Genomic DNA, 17,962 nt, shown 5'->3' on the forward strand with positions numbered 1-17,962 from the left:
GAGCACGACGAGGACGTTGACACCCCTGCCCGATCGGCGGAGCCGGCCCATGCCGTAGCCGAGGGGCGGGTCACGGGCGTCAGGCCCTAGGCGGGGTGTGTAGCTTGTCCAGCAGGTTGCGGAGGATCGCGGGCCCGTCGAGGGTCAGGACAGACCCGGCGTGAAACCGGGCGGGTCCACCTCTTCGACGAGCCCACCGTGGGGCTGCACATGGCCGAGGTCGACGTGTTGCTGGCGTTGTTCGGCCGGCTCGTCGATGCGGGGAACAGCGTGATCGTGGTGGGACGCCCGGACAGCTGGAGTGGGTCCACGCGCAACGCTCGCACACGGCCGCCGAACTGCGTCGAGACCTCGCGCGGGCAGCGGTGGATCAACTGGCGAGGAGTGAACCTGGTGATCGTTTATCCGGCATCGGCATCTCGTTTCAACGGATGAGCGATCGGGTGTTCAGGATATCGTTTGCCGTTGGCGGGTTCCGGTAGGGCTGCGCTTCTTCTGCCCACCTGCTGTCCATTTTCCTCCCGGTGGAACTTCAGGAGCTGGACGGAATTGGGTAGTTCATTCTGTTTCCTCTACCCGGAACCGGGGTGGATCGGCTGTGGGTGACTCTTGACCAGTTGTGTCTGGAGGGCAGTGGGAAATGTTCGTGTGCCTAGAGGAACCGCTGCTCGAGTGCCGCTGCCACTTTATGGCAGAGCTCGGCGAACATGGCCTGTTCGCCGGGAGAGAGTGCTTCCACGGCGACCGCGGCGTTCTCCCGGCGGCTGTGTGCCGCGCGAGTGAGGAACTGCAGGCCCCCCTCGGTCAGTGAGGTCAGCTGCTCGCGACGGTCCTCCCCGGCGGCCTGCTGTCTGATCAGGTGCCGGTCCTTGAGGGTGCGGAGGGCCTTGGAGACGCTCGGGCGCGAGCTGCCCAGCGACACGCTCAGCGCCGACGGCGTCATCGGCCCACGGATACGGAGCAGCTCCAGAATGTCGTACTGGGTCCACGTAACACCCTCCGGATTGGTGCGGGTGCGTTGCGCGACCAGTACGCACTGGAGGTGGGACAGCGCATTCTCCAGATCGCAGGGCTGCTCCGGGGTCGGCTGCGGTGAACTGGTCGATGTCGTCATGGGAGCGGCTTTCGGTGTGTTGGGGGAAGGTGATCGTTCCAGGGGTGGGGGAGGTATTCGGGGGTGGCCAGGAACGGGTCCGCCGGACCGTATCCGGCCACCGGTGGCGGCCGCGGTGGGACGCATCCTAGGGTAGATGCCGTGCTCTTCCCAGGCTGCGGCGGTGAAAGGCCGGAAAACGAGGGCGGTAATGCGGCGACGGTCGAGCTTCATGTGCGCCGGCCTTTCTGGAAAAGGTGCCGGCTCGCGCCCTGTCGATGGTCGACGTTATTCGGTCGGCAGCGGCGAAACCTCCGGGGCACCCGAGGCTGGGACAACTCCGGACACCCGCCGCCGACCCGACGGCGCCCGGACGCTGCTGACGCGCGCTGACCAGCCGAAACCACCTCGCCACCGACGATCAGGACCGATAACCGGGAGGCTACCCGTTGGGGCGAGGCACCCCGCCGGCCCGCACTCCGGAACCGGGCCTTGCCCGGTAGTGATCCGCTGTCAACCCGGTCTCACACGCCTGTGGATTGTCCTCGCCAGCTGTGGACACCCGTTTTGACCTGCGCAATTCGCCCCCTAGGCTGGACGCGGGGCGCCGCCCCCGGAGAGGGCGGGGGCTGCCTACAGACAGGGCGGGGCCATCGTCCGGAGGGGCAGCGCAGCCCGGTGCGGGGCTGCGCGGAGCGAGGGGTGGTCGACCCCGCGATGGCCAGCCGGCCACAACCGAAGCCGGTTCGGCCCGCGCCCGGCACCCCCGGGGCGCGGCGGGCCGTTCCCGCTCGCGATGCTCAGTCGCCGGCGATCGGGGCCGGGGGTGGCGGGTCGCCTCGCCGGGCGGGCGGGGTGCTGCGGCGGGGGCAGGGCAGCCAGCTTCGGCAGCAGTCGGCGAGCGGCCGTGCCGTCGCCGGGCCGGCGCCCGCGACCGCTGTTGACTTGGAGCGCGCTCCAACTCGTAGCGTCGTCCCCGTGAGCTACCCGATTGCGCAGGCAGCCGAGAAGAGTGGGCTGTCCACCGACACCCTCCGGTACTACGAGCGGATCGGGCTGATCGACCGGCCGGCCCGTGACTCCAACGGTCGCCGCAGCTACTCCGACGACGACCTGGCATGGCTGGAGTTCCTCACCAAGCTGCGGACCACCGGCATGCCCATCCGACTCATGCGGGAGTACGCGCGGCTGCGGCGAGCGGGAAGCAGCACCGCCAGTCGCCGCAAACAGATCCTGGTCGAGCACCGGCAGCAGGTCCTTGCCCGGATCGCCGAGCTCGAAGCCTGCGTCGACGTGCTCGACTACAAGATCGACAACTACGAGCGGCTCGCCTGCGAAACCGCCGAGCCGCCCACCCACGTCTACCAGGAGAAGACCGCATGACCACGTCCTGCCTGGCCACCCGCTGGCTCGGCACGCTCGAGGTGTCCGCCCAGGGCCTCGGCTGCATGGGAATGAGCGAGTTCTACGGCCCCGCCGACGAAACCGAGTCGGTCGCCACCGTGCACCGCGCCCTGGAACTGGGCGTGACCCTGCTCGACACCGCCGACATGTACGGACGAGGTGCCAACGAGGAACTGGTCGGCCGTGCCATCGTCGCTCGGCGCGATCGCGTTGTGCTGGCCACGAAGTTCGGCATCATTCGTAGCAACAATCCCGACGAAAGGGGCGTTCGGGGCGACCCGGAGTACGTGCGGCAGGCGTGCGACGCCTCGCTCCGTCGCCTCGGCGTCGATCACATCGACGTGTACTACCAGCACCGCGTGGACCCCGAGGTGCCCATCGAGGAGACGGTGGGCGCGATGGCCGAGCTGGTCGCTGCCGGCAAGGTGCGTCACCTCGGCCTCTCCGAGGCGGGCGCGGGCACGATCCGCCGCGCACACGCGGTGCACCCGATCACGGCCGTGCAGACCGAATGGAGCCTGTGGTCGCGGGACATTGAGGACCAGGTGGTTCCTACCTGTCGCGAGTTGGGTATCGGCATCGTGCCGTACTCCCCGCTCGGCCGCGGTTTCCTTACCGGGCGGATCAGTTCCCGCTCCGACATCGGTGGCGACGACCGGCGGCTGAGGTATCCCCGGTTCCAGGACGGCAATCTCGACCGGAACCTCGCCATCGTCGAGGCCCTGCGGAAGATCGCGGCGGAGCTGGACGTGACCGCGGGCCAGCTCGCACTGGCCTGGGTGCAGCATCGCGGCAGCGACGTGGTGCCCATCCCGGGCACCAAGCGGCGCAAGTATGTGGAGGAGAACATTCACGCCGCGACGTTGGAGCTGTCCGACGAGCAGCTGGATCGCATCACGAATGCCGTTCCACCGGTAGCGGGCGACCGCTACGAGGAGACCAGCATGCGAATGATCGGACTCTGATCCACCAACAGCCTGTCGGCGTCTCGCCCACCTGATGGGCGAGACGCCGACGCGGCGCGATTTTTGGAGCCATCAGGCTAGCTTGAATGCTTTGAAACCGTTCGGCATGCTGCGGAACTCGCGCACTGCGATGTTCCCGACGTTGGTGAAGCACCAGCCATCGTTACTGAAGGTTTGGACGGTATTGCCAGTCATGTTGTAAATGGCGTGCGGGACGTTGCCGCCATGCCTCGAGTTGTAGCAGACGCTGGCGAGGCTGGGAGAGCTCGCCCAGCTCTTTCCGCTGAAGTCCCCGTTCTCGTAGAAGCACACTCGACCGCCGTCGCAGCGGGGTGCGACCCGGATCGCCTTGGCGCGATCGGAGACACCCGTCGCGCCCTGCTTGAACCGGATCAGTGCGTAGGGCGCGTTCGAGCAGTTCTCGTCGTCGAACGCCTCGACCTGGGCGACCTCGCTGCGGTTGTTGTAAATGGAGGCCACGCGGGAGGACGTGCCGTCCGGCCAGGTGGCGGTCAGCCGGTAGCACTGGCCGGCCTTCGTGTCCACCTCCTTCTTCTTTCCGGTGTAGTTCGCCTCGGACCACACGCAGACCCGTTTCGTGCCGCAGTCGGGGTCAGCCGGTGCTGCCGACGCTGCGGAGCTCAGTGCGGTACCCAGTAAGGTGGCGCCCATTAATGTGCCGAGAACCAACCGTGCAGTGCGGCGGAACACTATCGGTCCTCCATTTGTTCGCCTTATGCCATCGGAAAACGACGTGGTGGGCGGCGACGTTAGCTAGCACGCATCGAAACGCTCAAGCGACCTCCACCTGAACGGAGCGAAGATCTTTCAGGTTATTGCCGGATCGGGTGAACCGGTGCGAGGTTTCGGGCCCGAGGACGGCGTGCCGGCCGCACGACAACGGCCGGCACGCCATCCATCACTTCCCCCGGGTCCTTCATGCGGCGGGTTCGAGCAAGTCCGAGATGCGCTGCGCGAGTTCCATCGCGTCCCTGGACTTGTGATGCCGCAACGCTTCCGTGCGTAGCGCACCGATCTTGCGCGTAACGCGTTCCGAACGGACATCGGGCACCAAATCGGCCACCTCGTTGCCCACCCGGACGCCGTAGCCGGTGTCACCGAGGCGAAGATGGGTGATGGCGAGCCGGTTGAGCGTCAACACCCGGCGGCGCGTCCTCGTTTGCTGGTCTTGGCTCGCGCTGCGCATCAGACGCTCGACGGCATGCGTCGCGTAGCGGCGGTCGTGCAGGGCGAGCATGGCATAGACCCGGCCGGCCAGGTTGTCCAGGCCGGAGGCGTCCAGCAAGGGCGGTCCGGGACGGTCGGAATCCCGATCCCTGCCGTGGAACGCTGCCTCCGCGCGGGCCAGCGCGTCCACCGCAGCCCGCGGCATCGCCATATCCGCGTACGCCTTGGCCTGGTGCCCCCACAGCAACGCGCTCGCCCGGCCAGAGCGGGACTCGCTCGCCGGCAGATGCCCGAGCTGGAAGTACTTCAACGCCTCGTTCGGCGCGGCCTCGCCGAGGTGGACACAACCAATGTGGTTCAACGCCGACACCGCGCGCACGGGATCGCCCGCCGCGCGCGCGGAGGCGAGCGCTTCCGTGAGCAGGCCGTGCGCTTCCCGATTCAGCCCAAGGTCGTGGGAGGTCCAACCGGCCAGGTTGCGCAGATCGGTGAGCACCGCCAGCAGCCCGCGCTCGACCTCCTCGCCCCGGGCCGCCTCGAGCAGGCGCTCCGCGTAGTGCATGGCGGCCAAGACCGCGTCCCGGATCGTGCGCGCACCGTACTGCTTGTCCAATGCCGCAAGCATGCGCGCCGTGCTGCGCAGCTGCTCCAACTCGGCACGGCCCACCCGGTTCGGCACCGGCGTCTCCGACGTCGGCGTCGCCAGCGCGGTGCCCGTCGAGGCGTCGATTCCGACGCCCGCGGCGAACCCGAGAGCCAGGCTGAAGAACCGTCGGCGTTGCATGTCGTCGTCCTCCACTTCTCCGGCACCGGGGCCGGGTGGCGACGTGACGCGCGGCGGGGCGAGATCGTCGTCCTCTGCGTAGGCCAGCCCGAGGTACCCGCGGGGTACGCCGAGACCGTCGGCGATCCGGATCAGCACGTCGTAGGAGGTGACCTGCCGGCCGGCCAGGATTTCCGACACTTCCGACGGGGACTGCTGGGTGAGTAACGCGATGTTCCGCTGCGTCACCCCGCGGCGTTGCAGCAGCTGGTAAACGCGGGCGATGTCGCGGCGGGCGAGCGCGGCGCGCATCTCGGGCGCCCGCCACAGCACCGGATCCACAACGTCTTCCCCTGGCTGATGCCTGGTCATCCTGACCACCCCCCATGCGGCCTACTCCAGAGTAGGGCTGATCACCCGTACGAGGAGCGCCAATCGGCGAACGGCATCGGCGAGGCCGAACAGCCGTGCGGTGAGCGGTTCGATTGGCGAGGCGAACGGTCGGGTGACGCGTTGGGCCGAGCGGGTACGTCCCGGGAGATGGGCCGCTGCCACGCGTCACCTCGGTTGACCCGACGGTGGCTTTGCACGGAAACCGGCCATCGTCAAGCGTCTTTCCAGCGGCTGTGGATTCCGTCGGTGAGCTGTGGACAGCGGTTTCCGCCGATGAGCGCCGCCCGATAGGCTGGCCCAGGGGCCGCCCCCCGGAGAGGGTGGGGGTGGTCTTTCGGACGAGCGCTCGAGGGCGGGCGAGGTGGCCGGCCGGCTCTCCGGCGCTGGAGCCGGCGAGGCTGCGGTCCAGCAGCGGGCCGGGTGGCCGCGTTCGCGCCGGGCCTAGCCTTGGTCGCCCTGGCCGAGCCGCTGGACGCGAACCAGGGGGAGCCGCTCGGCGATGTCGGCCGGCAGCGGGTCCGGGCCGGCCAGCTCCCGGATACCCAAGGCCCGGGCGAGTCCGGCGGCCGTCCGCCGGTGACGTTGCCGGTAGATCTCCAACCGTGCGCGGGCCTCCTCCGGCGGAAGGACACTCGCCCGCGCCTCGGCCCCACGAACGCGTCCGGTCCACACCCGGACCGCCGGCTCCGCACGGACATTGCGGAACCACTGGGAATGCGGACCATAGCCGGACACCAGAATCAGCGCTCCCGGCTCGCGATCGAGCACTTCCAGGACGACGTAGCGCGGGAGGCCGCTGCGTCGCCCGCGGTGTTCCAGCATCATGAATTGCGGGCCGAGAAGCCATCCGAAACCGCGCCGGAACAGCGGAACCGGAGCGCGGGCAAGGGCGCGCGGAATGCGTCGTCGTACCACGGGTCAACCGTACAGCCGCCGCGTCGTGCCGGCCGACGACCGAAAGCGGACCCCGTCACCGGCATGAGCCCATCCGGCGCACGACACGGTTACCGGATCAGACACGCGAAACTCGCCGAACGGTAAGAAACGACCCATGAGCCGGACGTCAGCCCACCACTGGTCGCGGTGGTGCTCCATGAACGGCAACACGGGTGAGAAGCCCGGAACACCAAGGCAAATCCACCTGGTGCGGAAACCACCGGCCGTGCCTCGCCGGGGAGACGGGACCGGCCGATGGTCCGGACCAGCTCACCCCCGGAGCAGCGCCTCGATCTCACCGCGCAGCCCGTCCAGGGTCTGGCGGCCCCGGCGACGCGCATCGGTCAGCTCCTCCGTGCTGCCGGCCTGCTCCACGACCTCCACGTACGCCTTCAGCTTCGGCTCGGTGCCCGACGGCCGGATCATGATCCGCAGGCCCTCGCCGCGCAGCGCGACGGTGTTGTCACGCGGCCGCAGGTCCTCGGCCGTCACCGCGCGGCCACCGATCTCGGCCGGAAGCCGACCGCGCACCGCCTCCATCGCCGGCACGACCTCCGCCATCGCCCCGAGCCGTACCGACACCTGGTCGGTCATGTGCAGACCGTGCCGCACCGCGAGCTCGCCCAGCGCGTCGATCAGCGTGCGACCCGACGCCTTCAGCTCCGCCGCGAGGTCGCAGGCCAGCAGGGCCGCGGACATCCCGTCCTTGTCCCGCACCAGATCCGGGGCCACGCAGTGCCCCAGCGCCTCCTCGTAGGCGTACACCAGGCCGGTACCCGCACCGTCGCCGGCACGCACCAGCCACTTGAACCCGGTCAGCGTCTCGTCGTAGCGGGCACCACGCGCCGCCGCAACCGACCGCAGCATCGACGAGGACACGATCGTCGTGGCCACCAACGGATCAGGGTACTCCGATCGATCCACAGTGGACAGAATCCGGTCGCCGAGCAGCACGCCCGTCTCGTCACCACGCAGCATCCGCCACGACCCGGCCGGCTCGCGAACCCCGACCGCACAGCGGTCCGCATCCGGGTCCAGCGCGATCGCGACGTCCGCACCCACCTCGGAGGCCAGCTTCAGCAACGCATCCGTCGCGCCCGGCTCCTCCGGGTTGGGGAACGAGACGGTCGGAAAGTCCGGATCTGGCGCGGCCTGCGACGGTGTCACGTGCACGTCGGTGAACCCGGCCGTGTTGAGTACCCGCACCATCGTCTCGGCGCCGACCCCATGCAGCGGCGTCACCGCCACCCGCAGGTCACGCGCCGACCCGGCCGGCAGCTCCGCCACCCGGTGCACGTACTCGTCGACCAGCTTCTCGTCGCTCGTCGTCCAGTCGCTGGATCGCGGAACCGCCACGGCAGCGCCAACCGCCGCGATGGCCGCCTCGATCTCGGCATCCACCGGTGGCACGATCTGCGCGCCCGCCTCGAGGTACACCTTGTAGCCGTTGTCGCCCGGAGGGTTGTGCGAAGCGGTCACCTGCACACCCGCCACGGCGTCCAGCCGCCGCACGGCGAACGCCAGCACCGGGGTGGGCAGTTGCCGCGGCAGCACCCGGACGTCGAACCCCGCGGCCGCCAGCACACTCGCGACATCCGCGTGGAACTCCTCCGAGCCGTACCGGGCGTCCCGGCCCACCACGACCACGCCACCGCCGTGCCCGTGCTCCCGCAACCACGCGGCCAGACCCGCGGTCGCCCGCACCACCACGGAGCGGTTCATCCCGTTCGGCCCGGCCCGCAGCGGGCCGCGCAGGCCCGCGGTGCCGAAGGTCAGCGGGCCGGACATGCGCGCGGCCAGCTCATCCGCCGCCCCCGCGTCACCGGCCAGCGCGGCCGCCAGCACCTCCTGCAGCTCGGCCCTGGCCGCCGGGTCCACGTCGTCGGCGATCCACCGGAACGCCGCGTCCCGCAGCGCCGGTGTCACGCGCCCCGAACCCGGCGTACTCACGCCCGCTCCACCAGCTTCCGCAGCAGCTCGCCCATGCGGGCCGCGGCGGCCCGGCCGGCCTCGAGGACCTCCTCGTGGTTCAGCGGCTCGCCGGTGATGCCCGCGGCCAGGTTCGTCACCAGCGACAGGCCGAACACCTCCGCGCCGGCCGCGCGCGCCGCAATGGCCTCCAGCACGGTCGACATACCCACCAGGTCGGCGCCCAGCGTGCGCAGCATCCGGATCTCGGCCGGCGTCTCGAAGTGCGGTCCGGGCAGGCCGGCGTAGACGCCCTCCTCCAGTGACGGGTCGATCTCCCGCGCCACCGTGCGCAGCCGCTGCGAGTACAGGTCGGTCAGGTCGACGAACGTCGCGCCGACCAGCGGCGAGGTGGCGGTGAGGTTCAGGTGGTCGCTGATCAGCACCGGCTGGCCGACCTGCATGCCCTGCCGCAGGCCGCCGGCGGCGTTGGTGAGCACGACCATCCTGCAGCCCGCCTGCACGGCGGTCCGCACCCCGTGCACCACCTGGGCCACACCCTTGCCCTCGTAGTAGTGCGTGCGGCCGAGCACCACCAGCACGTTCTTCTCGCCCACAGGCACCGAACGCAGGGAGCCGCCGTGGCCCTGCACGCTCGGCGGTAGGAACCCGGGCAGGGTCGCCACCGGCACCTCGGCCGCGGGCTTACCGATCAGATCCGCCGCTGGCCGCCAACCGGAGCCGAGGACGACGGCCACGTCGTGCCGCGCCACCCCGGTGCGCTCGGCCAGCTCCGCCGCGGCCGCGCTCGCGGCGCCCGTGGGGTCGGCCGCCGGATTGATCCTGCGCTCGCTGCTCGGCAACTCCGTACTCGGGGCGGTCGCCGGGTCCGTCGTCGGGTTCGTGCTGCTACCGGTCACGGCCGCAGCCTAGCCCGGGCCGGTGGGCGGTGTTCGGGGTCGGTCCGCGACCACCGCCGGCCGGCTCAGCAGCACGATCCGGCTGGTCAGTCCGTGATCCGGAACGTCGGTGCCAGCCGGTCGTACACCTCGGTCCGGCCCCGGTCCTCCTCCTCGACCGGAACCGTGACCCGCACCACCCACAGATCCGCGCCGTGCGGCACCAGTCGCGCGATCGTCGACCGGTGCGCCGAGTCGTTGCCCTGCGCCCGGCTGGTGTGGCCGCGCTCCTCGGTGCGGTACAGCACCTCGCGCGCCGGCTCGTTCCCGCCCTCCAGCCCCGGGACGACCTGGTCGAAGAGCTTCACGAACGTGTTCGGGCCGGCCTCGACCCGCTTCTGGAGCTGCCGCAGGTAGGAGCTGATGTTGCCGTAGCCGTAGAACCCGGCGAGGCGCTCCACCGCGAGTTCACGTCGCCCGTCGGGGGAGACGTAACGGAGGACGGAGCCGAACATGCCTTCGGTGGGCTGCGCGCGGAAGCTGTCCCAGCCGGCCGGTGCCTGGATGGCGAACGACCCGCCGCCGGTGGGCCCCTCCGCGGTGTCCTCCCGCCGCACGAGGTCCTTCAGCGTGGTCCCGCTGTCGGTCACCGGGATGAGCTCGGCGCGGGGGATCAACGGGTGCCCGGCGACCACCCGGGTCAACGCGAAGCCGCCGGCCGCGGTGACCAGGAAGAGCAGTACCGCCAACACGATCAGACCCACCCGCCGCAGCCGGCTCGGTGGCGTCGGCTCGCGCGGCAGGAACGGCAGCGGGCCCGGGTCGGCGGCCAGCGGAGCCGACTCGGCCGGCGGCTCGGCCGTCGGCCCGCCCACCGGGACCGGCTCGACGGGCACCACCGGCACCTCCAGCTGGGTGCCACCGGCCCGCTCGACGTCGTCGAGCTCTGCGGGGTCGAACACCTGTGTCCCCGGCTCCGGCAACAGCGGTCGCAACGCCCGCCGGACCTCGGTCAACGACATCCGCCGCGCCGGGTCCTTGGTCATCAGCCCGCGGATCACCGGGGCCAGCGGGCCGTCCCCGGGCTCGGGCACCTCGCCGTGGACGACCTGGCTCACCGTCTCCAGGGGGTCGCCGTCCACGTCGTAGGGCGGCCGGCCCTCCACCGCGCTGAACAACGTCGCGCCCAGGCTCCACAGGTCCGCCGCCGGCGTGGTCGGGTCGCCGGCGGCGACCTCGGGCGCGATGAACGCGGGCGAGCCGAGCGTCACCCCCGTGCTGGTGATCGTCTTCTCCGCCATGTTGCGGGCGATGCCGAAGTCGGTGAGCTTGATCCGCCCGTCCCTGCCCACGAGCACGTTGCCCGGCTTGACGTCGCGGTGGGTGATCCCCGCCTGGTGCGCGGCGTCCAGCGCCGAGGCCACCGCGTCCGCCACCGCCGCCGCCTGCCCGGTGTCCAGCGGGCCATGCCGGCGCACCAGGGAAGCCAGGCTGCAGGACGGGATCAGCTCCATCACCACGAACGGCTCGTCGTCCTGCTGCACGACGTCGTGGAGCGTCACCACGTTGGGGTGGGACAGCACGGCGATCGCGCGCGCCTCCCGCATCGTGCGTTCCCGCAGCTCCTCGGCCTCCACGGCGGGGATCCCCGGGGGCAGCCGCACCTCCTTGACCGCGACCGGGCGGCGCAGCATCTCGTCGTAGGCGGCCCAGACCACACCCATCGCGCCCCAGCCCAACACCCGGTCGAGCCGGTAACGCCCACCGATCCGGCGCGGCTGCGGCGCGTCCGTCGCCGGGCCCCCGGCCTCGGCGGGGACCTCGGCCGGCTGATCGGCGTCGGGGTTGGACACCCACCTATTGTCCACACGCCGTCTCGGCCACGACGTTGTGTAATACAGGGTGCTGGCGGCGTGATACCCGATCGCGACGTTGAGCACCGGCGCGGTGACGCGATCGCGCGCCGAGCGGCCGAGCAGGCGTGGCTGTAGGGCCGGCTGATCGGCGCTCGCCCACCGGATCGGACCACACGAGGACCGCTCGCAGGGCCACGATCGGCTCCGATGCCTTGCGAGGTTGTGGCTTCAAGACCCGCACGAGGCGGGGAGGCGACCATGGACCAGTCGGGAAGCCGGGACAGAACAGCGGAGTCCGGGTTCGCGCTGCGGCCGGTGTACCGCGCCGAAGACGTTCGCGCGGGCCTGCCCGGCCGCCTCGGTGAGCCGGGCCATTACCCGTACACGCGCGGGGTCTACCCGGCCATGTACACGAGGCGACCCTGGACGATGCGGCAGTACGCGGGATTCGGCACGGCGACCGAGTCGAACGCCCGCTACCACCAGCTGATCGAAGCCGGAACGATGGGCCTGTCGGTGGCCTTCGACCTGCCCACGCAGATGGGGTACGACTCCGACGATCCGATCGCGCACGGCGAGGTCGGCAAGGTGGGCGTCGCCGTCGACTCGCTGGGGGACATGCGTACGCTGTTCGACGGCATCCCGCTGGACGAGGTCTCCACGTCCATGACCATCAACGCGCCGGCGAGCGTGCTTCTGCTGCTCTACCAGCTCGTGGCGGAGGAACAGGGAGTTTCCGGGGCCCAGCTCACCGGCACCATCCAGAACGACGTGCTCAAGGAGTACATCGCCCGCGGCACCTACATCTTCCCGGCGGCGCAGTCGTTGCGCCTGACGGCCGACATCTTTGCCTACTGCCGCACGGAAATCCCACGCTGGAACACGATCTCCATCTCCGGCTACCACATGGCCGAGGCGGGCGCGAACCCCGTGCAGGAGATTGCTTTCACCCTGGCCAACGGGGTCGAGTACGTGCGCGCGGCCCTGCGTGCGGGAATGGCGGTGGACGAGTTCGCGCCCCGGCTGTCGTTCTTCTTCGTCTCTCGCACGACGCTGCTGGAGGAAGTGGCGAAGTTCCGTGCTGCACGGCGGACCTGGGCACGAATCATGAAGGAGGAGTTCAGGGCGAAGGACCCGAAGTCGTGGATGTTGCGGTTCCACACGCAGACCGCGGGTGTCCAGCTCACCGCGCAACAGCCGGAGGTCAACCTGGTGCGTGTCGCGGTACAGGCGCTCGCCGCCGTGTTCGGCGGTACCCAGTCGTTGCACACCAACGCATACGACGAGGCGATCGCCCTTCCCACCGAGAAAGCCGCCCGGTTGGCGCTGCGCACGCAGCAGGTCATCGCGCACGAGACCGACCTGACCGCGACGGTTGATCCGTTCGCCGGTTCCTACGCCGTCGAAGCGATGACCGACGAGGTCGAGAACGACGTCGTCGAGCTCATGGCCAAGGTGGAAGAGCTCGGGGGAGCGGTGCGGGCCATCGAACAGGGCTTCCAGAAGGCCGAGATCGAGCGAACCGCGTATCGCACCGCGCAGCAGATCGACAGTGGTGAGCGGGTTGTCGTCGGCGTCAACCGGTTCACGCTGGCCAACGAAGAACGCTACGAGCCGTTGCGCGTGGACCCGCACATCGAGGAGCAGCAGCGGGAACGGTTGGCCCGGTTGCGCTCGGACCGTTCGGACCACGAGGTGTCGACGGCGCTGGATGCCCTGCGCCGTACGGCCGAAGGTAACGACAACGTCCTTTATCCGATGAAGAATGCGTTGGCGGCGAAGGCCACCGTGGGAGAGGTCTGCAACGCGCTGCGAGATGTGTGGGGCACTTACGTGCCGTCGGAGACGTTCTGACGGCTACGTATGGAACGACGCCGTCTGGTTCCCTGGCGTCCGTGTACCAGCGAGGTCCCTCGAAGCCCTTTCATGTCCGACGAGAGGGAACGCCGGGACGCCCTCGCCGCAAGGATCCGCTGGATTCTGTCGATTATCTGTCAGCGGAGCGCAATCGAAGGGGAGTCGCCGCCTGGGTGGTGGCCAGGCTGAGGAGCGCCAGCCAGATCTGTCGCGGTCCTTGGACGCCCGGCCCAGGAGGTACCGCGGCGTCCTGTGGCAAGTCGGTAGGCTGCCACGCTGTTGCTGTGCCCGGGCACCAGCATATGAGGCGAGACAAGGCTCTGTGACGGATGCGGCGCAAGCTGTTCCAGCTCAGAGTGCGCATCGAAGTCCTTGCATCACCCGATGGATTCGGCTGCCGCTGGTGCGCGTCGCGCACCGCGGCCACAGTCAGGGACTGGCTGCCCGTCGCGGCGCGCTTCCCCGACACGTTCTCGGCGATTCCGCAGTCGCCGCCGCTCCACGCGGTCGCGGGCCACGCCACGGACGCCGCGTCTCTTCGCAGGTAACAGCCGAGAAACGCGCTCCCGCAACGCCTGGGTTGAACAGACCACCCTGCCCGGAGGAGAGTGTGACCTTCATCGCTGGGATGGGTGAAGGGTGCAGCCCCGGGCGGCACACTCGTACGCATCCGTGCACCCAGCCCCGCCGTCGGCGTGGGAATCGCCACCGACTCTCCCGCGCCCAGCGCGGGAGAGGGTCATCCGGACGGGTACGGACGACCGCACAGACACTGGAGGTGACATGCGGCCCGCGTCCCGGGGAGCGCTCGCCACGCTGCTCGCGTTATCGGTGGTGTTGGTGCCGGCATACCCGGGCGCTGCCGCGGCCGGGAGGGCGGACACGCCGGTCGCGCGGCCGGAGCCCACCACGACGGTGTCCACACCGGACGACACGCCTGGCCAGGATGGACGGGAGAAGGACAGGTTGTGGCTGGGGTTCGTTGCTGCGGCGCTGTTCGCGACCGTCATCTACGGTCGGAGGGTCCGGGCGAAACACCGCTCCTCGTAACGAGCCGGACATATCCCGGAAATGGCATCCCAGTATATGGAAACCTGAGTCGGGACCAGTCCGGGCTTCTGCCAGGCTGAAGTGGCGATAACCGCTCACCGCAGCACGGCGACCGGACAGCCGGCAAGTCCTTCGTTCGGCGCATGAACAATCCACCCGTGATGCAGGATGTGTGCAAATGAGTACCGATCCCAGCAGCCAGCACCGGGACCGCTGCCGCGCAGTCGTGGAGCGGCACGCGGCGGAGCTGGTCGGGCTCTCCCACAGCATCCATGCCGAACCGGAGCTCGCCTTCGCCGAGCACCGCAGCGCCGCCAAGGTGGCCGAGCTGCTGCGTGACGGTGGCTTCACGGTGCGTACCGGGGTTGGCGACCTGGACACCGCGTTCACCGCCACCGCTGGCAGCGGCGAGCTGGTGGTGGGCCTGTGTGCCGAGTACGACGCGCTGCCGGAGGTCGGGCACGCCTGTGGGCACAACGTCATCGCCGCCGCCGGGGTCGGTGCCGCGCTCGCGCTGCGCGCGGTCGCCGACGAGCTGGGGATCACGGTCAAGGTCGTCGGCACGCCGGCCGAGGAGTCCGGCGGCGGCAAGGTCCTGCTGCTCGAGCGCGGCGTCTTCGACGATGTCGCGATGGCGATGATGGTGCACCCCGGCCCGGAGGAGATGGTCGCGCCGTCCTCGCTGGCCATCACCGATCTGGAGGTCCGCTACACCGGCCGGGAGTCGCACGCCGCGGCCGCCCCGCACCTGGGGGTCAACGCCGCCGACGCGCTCACCGTCACCCAGGTCGCCATCGGCCTGGTCCGGCAGCATCTCGAGCCCCGGCAGATGGTGCACGGTATCGTGACCAGGGGCGGAGCCGCGCCCAACATCGTGCCCGCGCACACCGCGGCCGTCTACTACCTGCGTGCCGCTGACGTCGACTCCCTACAGCGCCTGGAGAACCGGATCCGGGACTGCTTCCGGGCGGGAGCCGTGGCCACCGGGTGCACCCACGAGGTGGTCCAGGTCTCGCCGGTGTACGCCGAGCTCACTCCGGACCGGTGGCTGGCCGAGGCCTACCGCGCGGCCGTCGTCGAGCTGGGCCGTCGGCCGCTGTCCCCCGAGGCGGAGCGCACCCGCTCCACCGGCAGCACCGACATGGGCAACGTGACCCGAGTTCTGCCCGCCATCCATCCGACCATCGCGATTGACTGTGGAGACGCGGTGAACCACCAACCCGAGTTCGCGGCCGCATGCGCCTCCCCGTCGGCCGACCGCGCCGTGCTCGACGGCGCCCTGGCGATGGCCTGGACCGCGGTGACCGCGGCCGGCGACACCACCCAGCGCGCCCGGCTGCTCGCCGGCCGGATCGGACGGGAAGGGACCCGGACCGTATCCAACGTCGGCGTGGCCGCCTCTGCTGTGCCAGGAGGTGCGGTGTGACCCTGCTGGATTCCCGAGCCGACGCCGGCTGGCCGTCCCCGGCCCCGAACGGGGCCCTGGACGCCCCGCCCGACGAGCTGTTGCCGGCCACCAGCCCCACTATGTCCACTGTGGCGGACCTCGGTATCGGCCGTGGACCGTCCTGGTTGGACGGATGGCTCACCGCGCACGCCGCGGACGTGGTCGCGTGGCGCCGCCGGCTCCACGCCAACCCCGAGCTGTCCCGCGAGGAGCACGTCACCACCAGCTTCCTGGTGGACACCCTGACCAGGGCCGGGCTGCGGCCGCGGGTGTTGCCCGGCGGCACCGGGTTGATCTGCGACGTGGGCACGGGCCCGCGTTGTGTGGCACTGCGTGCCGACATCGACGCGCTGCCGCTCACCGAGGCCACCGACGTCCCGTTCGCCTCCACCCGGCCGGGCGCCGCGCACGCCTGCGGGCACGACGCGCACACCACGGCGCTGCTCGGCGCCGGGTTGGCACTGGCCAGCGCGCCCGGGCTGCCGGGCCGGGTCCGGCTGCTGTTCCAGCACGCCGAGGAAGTCATGCCGGGTGGTGCGCTGGACGTGCTGGCCGCCGGCGGGCTGGACGGCGTGGACCAGATCTTCGGGCTGCACTGCGACCCGCGCCTGGAGGTGGGCCGGGTGGGCACCCGGGTCGGGGCCATCACCTCCGCCTCCGACCTGCTGGAACTGCGGCTCACCTCGCCGGGCGGGCACACCTCCCGGCCGCACCTGACCGCCGACCTGGTGCACGCGCTGGGCACGGTGATCACCGGGTTGCCGGCGCTGCTGTCCCGGCGGGTCGACCCGCGCTCGGGCACGGTGCTGGTGTGGGGGCAGGTGCAGGCGGGCGAGGCGCCCAACGCGGTGCCGCAGGACGGGGTGCTGCGCGGCACGCTGCGCACCGGCGACCGCGACATCTGGGCGGAGCTGGAGCCGCTGGTCGAGGACCTGGTCAACGCGTTGCTACTGCCGACCGGGGTGGGCTTCGAGTGGCGGCACCAGCGGGGTGTGCCGCCGGTGGTCAACGACCGGGAGAGCACGCAGATGCTGCGTGACGCGGTGCGTGCGGCGCTGGGCGAGGACGCGCTGGCCGGCACCCAGCAGTCGTCGGGCGGCGAGGACTTCGGCTGGTACCTGGAACACGTGCCGGGCTCGTTCGCGCGGCTGGGCGTGTGGCCGGGGCACGGGCCGAAGAAGGACCTGCACCAGCCCACGTTCGACCTGGACGAGCGGGCGCTGCTGTGCGGGGTGCGGGTGCTGGTGCACTCGGCCCTGACCGCGCTGAAGGCGTAACGAGAACGAAGGCGGACCGCGGGGGAGCGACCACGGTGGTCCGTCGCTTCCGAGTGCGGGTGGTGGGCTTCCCTGGGGGCAACGCCGCTTGCTCAGCGATCGAACAGGCTGGGAGCGTCCGTGTTCTCGCACGCCATCGCCTTCTCGGTGATCTTGGTTCGACCTCGAGCATCGTTCCCGGGGAAGGCCATCGTCGCTTCGCCGTGTTGTGGCCGCGCACCCCATCCACCGTGCCGGCCGTTGCCGCCGGGGTAGGGCGGCTTTCCCAAACCAGCCACGAGGATCGCACCTTGTCCCGAGGCATCCGGCGAACTGCGTGTGCGCCGGTACGGCTGCGTTCGGTTACGGGCCGACGCGGCGGCAGGGGCGGGTGCGGAGGTCGTTGACGTAGTCGTCCGGGGCGCCGGCCGCTTCGGCGGCGTCGGCCACCACACCCAGGTAGCGCGCCGACGGCAGGCCGCCCTCGTAGGCGTCCAGCACGTACAGCCAGGCCAGCACCGAGCCCTCCAGGGTCTGCACCCGCAGCCGGATCTTCCGGTGCAGTCCCAGCTCGGCGCCCTCCCAGCGGTCCAACTCCGGCTCGTCCTGCGCGCTCACGTCGTAGAGCACCACGAACACCCGGGCGGTCAGGTCCTCCACGATCGTCGAGAGGGCGCCCTCCCAGCCGACGTCCTCCCCGGCGAACGTCAGCCGCCAGCCTTCCAGCCACCCCGTCCCCACCATGGGCGAATGCGGGGCACGCTCCATCATCTGGGCCGGATCCATGTTGGACCCGTAAGCGGCGTAGAGCGGCACGGGGGACAGCGTAGCGACCGCGGGCCCCGGACATGGGACGTACACCACTCCTGGCCGGGGCATTCCGGCCACCCGACGGGAGCACGCGAGCCACCGCGTACGGTTGGGGCGGCTCGGACACCGACGTCGCG

General features: G+C 70.6%; 16 protein-coding genes. 7 read left to right on the plus strand and 9 right to left on the minus strand.

Translation table 11 applies throughout. The annotated features are described in order from the left end of the window. Nucleotides 1-198: 198 nt before the first annotated feature. Nucleotides 199-435 (plus strand): hypothetical protein, encoded by a 237-nt coding sequence (locus IEY55_RS19660; RefSeq protein ID WP_189059968.1) that lies wholly within the window; start codon nt 199-201, stop codon nt 433-435. A 217-nt stretch (nt 436-652) separates the two neighbouring features. On the opposite strand, the gene IEY55_RS19665 is transcribed toward IEY55_RS19660, so the two are convergent. Further along, nucleotides 653-1,114 (minus strand): MarR family winged helix-turn-helix transcriptional regulator, encoded by a 462-nt coding sequence (locus IEY55_RS19665; protein ID WP_189059969.1) that lies wholly within the window; start codon nt 1,112-1,114, stop codon nt 653-655. 957 nt (nt 1,115-2,071) lie between these two features. Here IEY55_RS19665 and IEY55_RS19670 point away from each other — a divergent pair. Then, nucleotides 2,072-2,476, plus strand: a complete 405-nt coding sequence (locus IEY55_RS19670) for a MerR family transcriptional regulator (RefSeq protein ID WP_189059970.1) — start codon at nt 2,072-2,074, stop codon at nt 2,474-2,476. Then, complete coding sequence (locus IEY55_RS19675; RefSeq protein ID WP_189059971.1) at nt 2,473-3,462, plus strand: aldo/keto reductase; 990 nt, start codon at nt 2,473-2,475, stop codon at nt 3,460-3,462. Before IEY55_RS19670 ends, IEY55_RS19675 begins: the two co-directional genes overlap by 4 nt. A 72-nt stretch (nt 3,463-3,534) precedes the next feature. Here IEY55_RS19675 and IEY55_RS19680 read toward each other — a convergent pair whose 3' ends face one another. From IEY55_RS19680 to IEY55_RS19705, 6 genes are all read right to left on the minus strand, one after another. Further along, nucleotides 3,535-4,173, minus strand: a complete 639-nt coding sequence (locus IEY55_RS19680; protein WP_189059972.1) for a peptidase inhibitor family I36 protein — start codon at nt 4,171-4,173, stop codon at nt 3,535-3,537. A gap of 226 nt (nt 4,174-4,399) precedes the next feature. Beyond that, nucleotides 4,400-5,785, minus strand: coding sequence for a helix-turn-helix domain-containing protein (locus tag IEY55_RS19685; protein WP_189059973.1), 1,386 nt, complete (start codon nt 5,783-5,785; stop codon nt 4,400-4,402). A gap of 462 nt (nt 5,786-6,247) precedes the next feature. Continuing rightward, nucleotides 6,248-6,721 carry a nitroreductase family deazaflavin-dependent oxidoreductase gene (locus tag IEY55_RS19690; RefSeq protein WP_189059974.1) on the minus strand — a complete coding sequence of 158 codons (474 nt, stop codon included), beginning with the start codon at nt 6,719-6,721 and terminating at the stop codon, nt 6,248-6,250. A 291-nt stretch (nt 6,722-7,012) separates the two neighbouring features. Next, a complete protein-coding gene (locus IEY55_RS19695) occupies nt 7,013-8,692 on the minus strand; it encodes a phospho-sugar mutase (protein ID WP_229686554.1) in 1,680 nt (559 codons plus the stop codon). Further along, nucleotides 8,689-9,492 carry a purine-nucleoside phosphorylase gene (locus tag IEY55_RS19700; protein ID WP_189060048.1) on the minus strand — a complete coding sequence of 268 codons (804 nt, stop codon included), beginning with the start codon at nt 9,490-9,492 and terminating at the stop codon, nt 8,689-8,691. Before IEY55_RS19700 ends, IEY55_RS19695 begins: the two co-directional genes overlap by 4 nt. 164 nt (nt 9,493-9,656) lie before the next feature. After that, entirely contained in the window at nt 9,657-11,402 is a 1,746-nt protein-coding gene (locus IEY55_RS19705) for a serine/threonine-protein kinase (protein WP_189059975.1), read from the minus strand. Between the two features lie 261 nt (nt 11,403-11,663). Here IEY55_RS19705 and IEY55_RS19710 point away from each other — a divergent pair, with 261 nt between their 5' ends. From IEY55_RS19710 to IEY55_RS19725, 4 genes are all read left to right on the plus strand, one after another. Then, nucleotides 11,664-13,259: an acyl-CoA mutase large subunit family protein gene (locus IEY55_RS19710; RefSeq protein ID WP_189059976.1), complete on the plus strand. Its 1,596-nt coding sequence runs from the start codon at nt 11,664-11,666 to the stop codon at nt 13,257-13,259. 786 nt (nt 13,260-14,045) lie between these two features. Further along, nucleotides 14,046-14,312: a hypothetical protein gene (locus tag IEY55_RS19715; RefSeq protein WP_189059977.1), complete on the plus strand. Its 267-nt coding sequence runs from the start codon at nt 14,046-14,048 to the stop codon at nt 14,310-14,312. Nucleotides 14,313-14,490: 178 nt separating this feature from the next. Then, nucleotides 14,491-15,738 carry a M20 family metallopeptidase gene (locus tag IEY55_RS19720; RefSeq protein WP_189059978.1) on the plus strand — a complete coding sequence of 416 codons (1,248 nt, stop codon included), beginning with the start codon at nt 14,491-14,493 and terminating at the stop codon, nt 15,736-15,738. 56 nt (nt 15,739-15,794) lie between these two features. After that, nucleotides 15,795-17,036: an amidohydrolase gene (locus tag IEY55_RS19725; RefSeq protein WP_373290032.1), complete on the plus strand. Its 1,242-nt coding sequence runs from the start codon at nt 15,795-15,797 to the stop codon at nt 17,034-17,036. A gap of 92 nt (nt 17,037-17,128) precedes the next feature. Here IEY55_RS19725 and IEY55_RS19730 read toward each other — a convergent pair whose 3' ends face one another. After that, the gene (locus IEY55_RS19730; RefSeq protein WP_189059980.1) at nt 17,129-17,314 is read right to left on the minus strand and encodes a hypothetical protein; all 186 of its coding nucleotides are present in this window, start codon (nt 17,312-17,314) and stop codon (nt 17,129-17,131) included. A 64-nt stretch (nt 17,315-17,378) separates the two neighbouring features. Then, nucleotides 17,379-17,831 carry a gamma-glutamylcyclotransferase gene (locus IEY55_RS19735; protein WP_189059981.1) on the minus strand — a complete coding sequence of 151 codons (453 nt, stop codon included), beginning with the start codon at nt 17,829-17,831 and terminating at the stop codon, nt 17,379-17,381. Nucleotides 17,832-17,962 lie beyond the last annotated feature (131 nt).

This window comes from Longimycelium tulufanense (assembly GCF_014645795.1).
GTDB classification, from domain to species: Bacteria; Actinomycetota; Actinomycetes; order Mycobacteriales; family Pseudonocardiaceae; genus Longimycelium; species Longimycelium tulufanense.

Coding starts and splice junctions, on each gene's coding strand:
- IEY55_RS19665 (WP_189059969.1), bottom strand. CDS start 1,114: ATGACGACATCGACCAGTTCACCGCAGCCGACCCCGGAGCAGCCCTGC.
- IEY55_RS19675 (WP_189059971.1), top strand. CDS start 2,473: ATGACCACGTCCTGCCTGGCCACCCGCTGGCTCGGCACGCTCGAGGTG.
- IEY55_RS19685 (WP_189059973.1), bottom strand. CDS start 5,785: ATGACCAGGCATCAGCCAGGGGAAGACGTTGTGGATCCGGTGCTGTGG.
- IEY55_RS19710 (WP_189059976.1), top strand. CDS start 11,664: ATGGACCAGTCGGGAAGCCGGGACAGAACAGCGGAGTCCGGGTTCGCG.
- IEY55_RS19715 (WP_189059977.1), top strand. CDS start 14,046: ATGCGGCCCGCGTCCCGGGGAGCGCTCGCCACGCTGCTCGCGTTATCG.
- IEY55_RS19720 (WP_189059978.1), top strand. CDS start 14,491: ATGAGTACCGATCCCAGCAGCCAGCACCGGGACCGCTGCCGCGCAGTC.